This window comes from Dietzia sp. E1, assembly GCF_014145015.1.
GTDB lineage: Bacteria > Actinomycetota > Actinomycetes > Mycobacteriales > Mycobacteriaceae > Dietzia > Dietzia cinnamea_A.
Map to the genome: position 1 here is coordinate 1 of NZ_JAALDU010000143.1, position 7,651 is coordinate 7,651.

The 7,651-nt window shown below is 69.6% G+C and carries 7 protein-coding genes and 1 tRNA gene; 4 read left to right on the plus strand and 4 right to left on the minus strand.

Annotation, left to right across the window (positions count from 1 at the left end; all coding sequences use genetic code 11):
• Window positions 1-501, plus strand: a 501-nt coding sequence (locus G6030_RS06030; RefSeq protein WP_182642508.1) for a vitamin K epoxide reductase family protein, incomplete at its 5' end; no start/stop codon positions are given.
• A 229-nt stretch (window positions 502-730) separates the two neighbouring features.
• Here G6030_RS06030 and G6030_RS06035 read toward each other — a convergent pair.
• Window positions 731-1,444, minus strand: a complete 714-nt coding sequence (locus G6030_RS06035) for a TetR/AcrR family transcriptional regulator (RefSeq protein ID WP_007630109.1) — start codon at window positions 1,442-1,444, stop codon at window positions 731-733.
• A 138-nt stretch (window positions 1,445-1,582) separates the two neighbouring features.
• Here G6030_RS06035 and G6030_RS06040 point away from each other — a divergent pair, with 138 nt between their 5' ends.
• Both G6030_RS06040 and G6030_RS06045 read left to right on the plus strand, forming a co-directional pair.
• The gene (locus G6030_RS06040) at window positions 1,583-3,460 is read left to right on the plus strand and encodes an FAD-dependent oxidoreductase (protein ID WP_007630103.1); all 1,878 of its coding nucleotides are present in this window, start codon (window positions 1,583-1,585) and stop codon (window positions 3,458-3,460) included.
• 112 nt (window positions 3,461-3,572) lie between these two features.
• A tRNA-Gln gene (locus G6030_RS06045) sits at window positions 3,573-3,644 on the plus strand.
• Between the two features lie 113 nt (window positions 3,645-3,757).
• Here G6030_RS06045 and G6030_RS06050 read toward each other — a convergent pair.
• The 3 genes from G6030_RS06050 to G6030_RS06060 all read right to left on the minus strand — a co-directional run bounded on the left by G6030_RS06050 (window position 3,758) and on the right by G6030_RS06060 (window position 6,741).
• Window positions 3,758-4,660, minus strand: coding sequence for a hypothetical protein (locus G6030_RS06050; protein ID WP_223210194.1), 903 nt, complete (start codon window positions 4,658-4,660; stop codon window positions 3,758-3,760).
• 108 nt (window positions 4,661-4,768) lie between these two features.
• Window positions 4,769-4,939: a hypothetical protein gene (locus G6030_RS06055; protein ID WP_175285270.1), complete on the minus strand. Its 171-nt coding sequence runs from the start codon at window positions 4,937-4,939 to the stop codon at window positions 4,769-4,771.
• Window positions 4,936-6,741: a thiamine pyrophosphate-requiring protein gene (locus tag G6030_RS06060; RefSeq protein WP_007630098.1), complete on the minus strand. Its 1,806-nt coding sequence runs from the start codon at window positions 6,739-6,741 to the stop codon at window positions 4,936-4,938. Before G6030_RS06060 ends, G6030_RS06055 begins: the two co-directional genes overlap by 4 nt.
• A 134-nt stretch (window positions 6,742-6,875) precedes the next feature.
• Here G6030_RS06060 and G6030_RS06065 point away from each other — a divergent pair, with 134 nt between their 5' ends.
• Complete coding sequence (locus G6030_RS06065) at window positions 6,876-7,490, plus strand: NAD(P)H-dependent oxidoreductase (protein ID WP_007630097.1); 615 nt, start codon at window positions 6,876-6,878, stop codon at window positions 7,488-7,490.
• Window positions 7,491-7,651 lie beyond the last annotated feature (161 nt).

Genomic DNA, 7,651 nt, shown 5'->3' on the forward strand with positions numbered 1-7,651 from the left:
GACAAGATCCGGCTGCTGGAGAACCCGGACTACACGCCCGCGTGCAACTTCTCCATCCTCATGAGCTGCAAGAGCGTCATCAACTCGGAGCAGGGCGCGGCGTTCGGCTTCCCCAACCCGTTCATCGGGCTCGTCGGGTACGGCATCGTGATCGCGATCGGCGTCGCCGCCGCCTCCGGCGTGCGGTTCCCCCGTTGGTACTGGGTGGGCGCGCTGCTCGGCCTGACGTTCGCCGCCGGGTTCGTGCACTGGCTGGCGTTCCAGTCCATCTTCGAGATCCAGGTGCTGTGCCCGTGGTGCATGGTCGTGTGGGCCGCCACCATCCCCATGTTCTGGTACACGCTGCTGCACGTGCTGGCCAAGCTCACGGCGGCCCGGTGGGTGCGCACTCTGCAGCAGTGGCACCTCGTCCCGGTGGTCGTGTGGTTCCTCGCCGTGGCGGGCGTCATCCTGTGGGCGTTCTGGGACTTCTACTGGGCCGACTTCTTCGCGAACCTCTGATCGGTCCGGCGCCCTCCGGCCTCCCGCCGGCACCCTCCAGCCCCCAGCGAGCGAGGCAGCGCCCTCCGCCCTCCCAGCAGGGCAGCACCTGCGCCCCTCCCTGACTTGGTCGTAATCATCTGCGAGAAGGTCGTCACCATCTTGCGGAATCCGCCTGTCAGCCGAGATGGTTACGACCAAACCCGTTCCGCTCCACCGCCGCCGGGGCCGCCCGGGCCGCTCTGTGGGGCTAGGGCTGTCCGGGCCCGGGACGCAGGTCGCGGCCGGCCGAGTTCCCACCCGGGCCGCTCTCCTCGGAGTACTTGGCCAACACCTCCGCCTCCAGGGTGGGCGACGGGTCGAGGTGCGACAGGCCGTTGAAGCAGAGGTTGACGATGTGAGCGGCGACCTCCTCCTTGGGCGGGGTACGCACGTCCAGCCACCACTGCGCCGTGCCGGACACCATGCCGACCAACGCCTGGGCGTAGACGATCGTCGTGACGGGATCGAACCCGCGGGCGGCGAACTCCTCCTCGAGGATGTACGTCACGCTCGAGGTGGCGTCGTTGAGCAGGGTCGAGTACGAACTCCCGCCCGCCGGCGAGGACTCGCGCACCAGGATCCGGAACCCGTCCGTGCGCTCCTCGACGTAGCGCAGCAACGCCATGGCGGCCCGCTCGATCCGGCGGCGGGAACCCTCCCCCTGTAGCGCCTCGGTGATCTCAGCGCCCAGGTAGGCGAGTTCGCGGTCGCAGACCACGGCGTACAGGCCTTCCTTGCCGCCGAAGTGCTCGTAGACGACGGGCTTGGAGACCCCCGCCGCGGCGGCGATGTCCTCCACCGTGGCGGCGTCGTAGCCGTTCTCGGCGAAGATCCGTCGCCCCACCTCGACCAGCTGCTGCCGCCGCTTGGCGGCCGACATCCTCGTCCTCGGCACCGGCGCCGGCGCGGTCTCGCCCGTCATGTCCCACCTCTCGCTGTTGCTTAGGAGACTAACCGGTTAGGGCGGGCCCCCCGTTTGTGGTCCGCCCGGAGCCCCGCACGCTCGAACGCACGTACAGTAGGTGACGTATCACAAACGCTAACGATGAGGGAGGACACGATGGCTTCACGTCAGCCCGGACACAAGGGAACGATCGGCACCGTCACCGAGCACGGACTGCCCACTACCACGGACGTCGTGGTGATCGGCTCGGGCGGCGCCGGACTCACCGCCGCGCTCACCGCAGCCAGGGACGGCGCGCGGGTACTGGTCGTCGAGTCGCTGGAGATCGTCGGCGGCGCGACGGGCGTATCGGCCGGCGCCGCGTGGATCCCCGCCCACGGTTTCTCCACCGAGGCACTCGGCGTGAGCGACTCGCTCGACGACGCCCGCACCTACATGTACGGCGAAGGCCGGCGCGAGACACTCGATCCCGAGGTGGTGGAGACCTTCCTGCAGGAGGGCCCGCGAGTCGCCCGCTACGTCGAGGACAACACCAAGTTCGGGTGGATCCCGGTCATCTGGCCCGACTACCGCTCCGACATCCCCGGCGCCTCCGTCGGCCGTGCCCTGTTCCCCGGCCCGTACAACGCCGAGGGCCTGGGCGAGGCGGCGCGCTACGTCCGCCCGGAGCTCGCCTCGGGCATGGCCAAGAACCCCATGCCGTTCTGGGCGCTGGCGGGGCTGAAGAAGGAGGCCTCGTGGATGGCCGGGCCCGCCCTCGTGGGCGCGCTGCTCGAGGCGGCACTCGAGGCCGGCGTTGAGGTACGGGTCGAGGCCCCCGCCGAGCGACTGGTGATCGAGGACGGCGCCGTGGCCGGCCTGGTCGTGCGCGATGCCACCGCCGCCGACGGCACCGCTGAGCACACGGTTCGCGCCGACCATGGCGTGATCATCGCCTCGGGCGGGTTCGAGACCTCCGACGAGATGACCACCGAGTACCTCGACGGCCCGCTGGGCACCCACGTCTCGCCGAAGGGCCACCGGGGCATCGCCGTGCAGCTCGCGGAGGAGGTCGACGCCGAGCTGACGTCGATGGACGCCGCCTGGTGGATGCCGGGAGTGCAGATCCCCGGGGAGACCCTCGACGGGGTCCCGTTTGCCCGACTACTGCTGGGTGAGCGGTCTCTGCCGCACTCGATCATCGTCAACAAGGCCGGCAAGCGGTTCGCCAACGAGGCCCTACCGTACGACCAGTTCGGTGCGGCCATGCGCGCGATCAACGAGGAGGCCGGCGGTACGAACGACCCGGCGTACTTCGTCTTCGACCAGAACTTCTGGGAGAAGTACGGGCTCTTCGGCGCGATCCCCGGCGGAGAGGTGCCCGAGTACATCCACCGGGCGGACTCACTGAGCGCCCTGGCCGAGAAGCTCGGCGTGGACGAGATCGGACTGCTGCGGACCGTCGACGAGTTCAACCCGGAGGCCGCAGCGGGCCGTGATCCGTGGTTCGGTCGCGGCGAGACGCTCTTCGACCGCTACTTCGGTGACTTCAAGCCGTTCCTCGGCCGCTTCTCCTCGGGGGCGCGCTTCCCCGCGGCCACGATGAAGGCCCAGTTCGCGGTGGCCAAGGCGGTCGCCCCGATCGTCAACCGGGCGGCGGCGAAGGTCGCCAAGGCCAACGATTCCGAGGCGATCCGCAAGGCGATCGTCGGCCCGCTCGCGGCGATCATGCGCCCTGTACTGAAGGCGCCGCGCTCCTCCACGCTCGGTCCGCTCGAGAAGGGCCCGTTCTACGCTGTGGAGGTCCGCGCCTCCGCGCTCGGCACGGTCGGCGGCCCGGCCACCGACGCCCGGGGCCGCGTACTCACCCGCGACGGCTCGGTCGTGCCGGGCCTGTACTCGGCCGGCAATGCCGGAGGCGCCCCGACCAAGGGCTTCTACGCGGGCGCCGGCGGGACCATCTCGCTGGGCCTGGTGTTCGGCCACCTCGCCGGGCGGGAGGCCGCGGCCACCCCGCTCACCCGCGAGGCGAACGCCGACGCCGTCTCTGCGTGAGTCGAGCGGCCGCGACGCCGCAGATCACAACGAGTCGGGCCCGCCGGTGCGCAGGTACGCATCGGCGGGCCCGGGCTCGTGTGCCAGACTGGTAGCGGCCCGTCAGGGTCGTTCCCCCGTGGTGTAATTGGCAACACTCCTGATTTTGGTTCAGGCATTTCAGGTTCGAGTCCTGGCGGGGGAGCTCGAGCACTCCCGACCTTCGCCGCGCACGTGAAGGTGCCGCGGGTCGCGCGGAGGATGACTCCTGGAAGCCAGCGCGTTGTCGGACGCGGACCTTCTCATCAGTCCAGCCGACTAGTTGCCGCCCAATGCTCCATCCTCAAAGAGGGACGACCCGCACAGACGGTCGCCCTCGAAACCCATCTCTTGACGCCACGCCATGTCCGAGCAGTTCGATTCCAGGTATCGACTCTCGGCTGCACCCGGCTGATTGGCACAGAACTCGGTGTTCTGGATCGTCCCGTCTGACATGCGAGACGGCCCGGGGGTCCCGAACAGGCACTCGACGACCGTCGGCGCCGCCGTTGTCGGTACAGCGGCCGCTGTCGGCGCAGTAGGTTCGTCGTCGGCTGGTGGCGCCGGGGCGTCTGTTGCTATCTCGATGTCGCTCAGATTCAATACGAAAACTTCGGTAATCGGCCCGCCACCAGTCGGAGCGTTGATCAGCAGCTCGGATTCAGGGTCGACGTCGTCTTTGAGCCAGACGACTCCTCGGTACTTGTCACCGGTCTGGACGTTCACGGCGTCGAGCTCGTCAATATCGCCGCAACTCCGCGAGATCGTCCGCTCCTTCTCGATGTAGCCGTCGCGCGTGCGTTCGCGGATCGTGCCCGTGTTAAGTACTTCCCGAGTCCCGTCGCCGGACTTCACGTCTACATCGACCTGAATGGCAACAGAGTCGTCCGGTGCCCCACTGCAGGCCCCGGGAACGAATACTCGCTCGATCGTGACGCCAGCGGTGTAACTCGGCCCGCTGATGGTGAACACCTCCCCGAGAGCGATAGGTACTTCAGCGGGCCCAGCCGGAGCCGAACTCGAGGTGATCGGCGTGGGCAGCGCTTCGGATTCCGAATCGGATTGAGCGGAACATCCGGCAAGAACCAGGACGGCCGCCGCCGCAGCGAAAAGAGCAGAGCGCATATCGGACCTTTCATGGGTGCGCCAGATCTTAGGCAGCGGCACACGCTCGCTGAGCATTTTCGCGTATCCGCGATGTACTCAGAGAACGGACCGCGATGGGTGTCGCAGCGCTCCTACTCCCCCGCGGTGGGATGAACACGTAGCCGCTGCCCAGTCGGCCTCCGCCTAGAAGATGCCGCCGAAGATCCCCACTGCCAGCACGAGCAGCAGGATCGCCACGATGGCCAGCACCGTCAGCGCGGGCTGGCGCGAGCGCCGCGGCGTGCGCTCCACCTCGGCATCGGGCCGGAACGCCGGGTCGTTGTCGGGTCGGCCTGGTCCGTTCATCCCCGTCACGTGAACCGCTCCTCCTCCATCCGTGCGTACGTCTCCAGCAGCTCGAGGGCGTGCTCGCCTGCGGCGCCCTCGGCCTGCAGGCCGGTGCGCATCGACTCGAGCATCTCGCGGCCGTGCGGAAACGGCGGCAGCAGCGGGACGTCCGGATCGGTGATCGCGTCGATGACCGTGGGCCGGTCCGCGGAGAACGCCTCCTCGAGCGCCGGCACCAGCTGGCCGGGCTCTTCGACCCGGATCCCCCGCAGGCCGAGCAGTTCGGCGTAGGCGGCCATGTCGAACTCCGGCACCTCCTGCGACCGCGCGAACCGCGGCTGCGACTCACTCTCCCTCTGCTCCCAGCTCACTTCGGCCAGATCGCGGTTGCTGAGCACCACGATCACCATGGTCGGGTCCTCCCAGGCGGGCCACGCCTCGGCGACGGTGATCAGCTCGTTGATGCCCAGCATCTGCACCGCGCCGTCGCCGGCCAGCACGGCCACCGGCTTGGCGGGTGCGGCGGCCTTGGCGGCGATCGCGTACGGGATGCCGCAGCCCATCGAGGCCAGCGTCGACGACAGGTGCGCGGGCACGGAGGCGGGCAGATCCATCTGCCGCACGTAGTGGTAGACACTGCTGCCCACGTCCACGGCGAGGCGCGCGTCGTGGGGCATGTGGTCGGCCAACCGCCGCGCGACCAGCTCGGGATTGAGCCCTCGCGCCGGCACCTCGGAGCGCTCGCGGGAGATCTCGCGCCACTGGCGCACCCATGTCTCGACGTCGCCACGCCAGGCGGAGCGGTCCTTATCCGCCACCCGCCCGAGCAGCTCACGCAGCGCGAGCGCGGCATCGCCGACCAGGCCCACCTCGATCGGATACCGGTTCGCCAGGTGTACCGGGTCCAGGTCGATCTGCACGGCCCGCGCCTGCCCGGGCTTCGGGTAGAACTCGGTCCAGGGGTCGTTCGATCCGACTATTAGGAGGGTGTCGCAGTTCTGGAGGATGCGCGCGCTCGCCGTCGTCCCCAGGTGCCCCATGGTTCCACCCACCAACGGTGACGACTCGTCGACGTACGGCTTGCCCAACAGGCTCATCGTCACACCGGCGCCCAGACGGTCGGCGAGCTCCATGAGCTCGGCCTGCGCCCCGGCCGCGCCGCGCCCGGCGAGGATCGCGATCCGCTCCCCCGCGTCGAGCACCTCCACCGCGCGCGCCACGTCGTCGTCACGCGGGACGGTGACCCCGTGCGTCCACTCGGGCGCGGTGACCACCACCCCGTGCTCCTGGTCGAGGTCCTCGCCCAGCTCCGGAGCGGGGGCGTTCTGCACGTCGTGCGGGAGGATGACCACCACCGGCGTGCGGTGCGTGAGCGCGGACCGGAACGCCCGGTCGAGCACCAGCGGCACCTGCTCGGCCGACGCGACGGTCTGCAGGTACGGGCCGGCGACGTCCGCGAACACGGTGCCGAGGTTGATCTCCTGCTGGTAGCCGGAGCCGAGCACGCTGGTGTGCTGCTGCGCGACGAGCGCCACGACGGGCACGCTGTCGAGTTTGGCGTCGTACAGTCCGTTGATCAGGTGCATCGCGCCCGGGCCCTGCGTCGACGTCACCACGCCGACCGCGCCCGAGTACTTGGCGTCGGCCACCGCCATGAACGCGGCGGACTCCTCGTGCCGCGCGCGCCCGAACGTCGGGGCGATGTCGGAGCGGCGCAGCGCGCCGAGGAGGGGGTTGTTGCCGTCCCCGGCGTAGCCGTAGATCCGTTCGACGTCCCAGGCCACCAGTCGTTCGACGACGAGGTCGGCCACCGTCCTGTCCGTGCTCATACGCGTGCCCTCTCCACCCGTCGGTCCGTGAGTGGCCCCCACCGTAGGGGTCGACTCCGATACCCTCCACCGGTCTGGAGGCGGTCCCGCGACAGCGGTTGTCCGGCGCGCGGGGCGGGTCTACCGTGCGCGGCATGGACACGGACCTGAAAGCCCTCGCACTGGTGTGCTCGCTCAAGGCCTCTCCCGCCGAGTCGAGCAGTGACCTCATCGCCCGACAGATCCTCGACGAGTTGGCCGGTCACGGCGTGACCGGTGAGACCGTCCGCGTCGCCGACTACGACGTACGCCCGGGTGTCGACGACGACATGGGCGACGGCGACCAGTGGCCCGCCATCCTCGAGAAGATCCGGGCTGTCGACATCCTCGTCCTCTCCACGCCGACGTGGCTCGGCAACCCGTCCAGCATCGCGCAGCGGGTGCTCGAGCGTCTCGACGCGCAACTGTCGGCCACCGACGACGAGGGCCGGCCGGCGATGTTCGGCAAGGTCGCCGTGGTCTCGGTGGTGGGCAACGAGGACGGCGCACACAAGATCGTCGCCGACATGTTCCAGGGCCTCAACGACATCGGCTTCACGATCCCGGCGCAGGGCTGCACCTACTGGAACAACGAGGCCATGAACCCAGTGGACTACAAGGACCTCGACGAGACGCCCTCCGCCGTGGCGTCGACCATCACCACGCTCTCGTCGAACGCGGTGCATCTCGCGCGGTTCCTCAAGGGCGCGCAGTACCCGGCGGTCGGGTAGCCGACGCGGCGCGCCCGCTCAGCCCTTCGCGCCCCGCTCGACCGCGCTGCGGACGGTGTAGCGCAGGAACGCCGGGAACGCGACCGCGCAGATCACCACGCCGATCACGACGAGCACGCCGCCGCCGGCCGCCGCGACCGCGGTGCCCACCGACGCCGCCG

Excerpts from the sequence above, each read along its gene's own strand:
- G6030_RS06035 (WP_007630109.1), bottom strand. The coding sequence starts at position 1,444 with ATGACGGGCGAGACCGCGCCGGCGCCGGTGCCGAGGACGAGGATGTCG.
- G6030_RS06040 (WP_007630103.1), top strand. The coding sequence starts at position 1,583 with ATGGCTTCACGTCAGCCCGGACACAAGGGAACGATCGGCACCGTCACC.
- G6030_RS06050 (WP_223210194.1), bottom strand. The coding sequence starts at position 4,660 with ATGCTCAGCGAGCGTGTGCCGCTGCCTAAGATCTGGCGCACCCATGAA.
- G6030_RS06060 (WP_007630098.1), bottom strand. The coding sequence starts at position 6,741 with ATGAGCACGGACAGGACGGTGGCCGACCTCGTCGTCGAACGACTGGTG.
- G6030_RS06065 (WP_007630097.1), top strand. The coding sequence starts at position 6,876 with ATGGACACGGACCTGAAAGCCCTCGCACTGGTGTGCTCGCTCAAGGCC.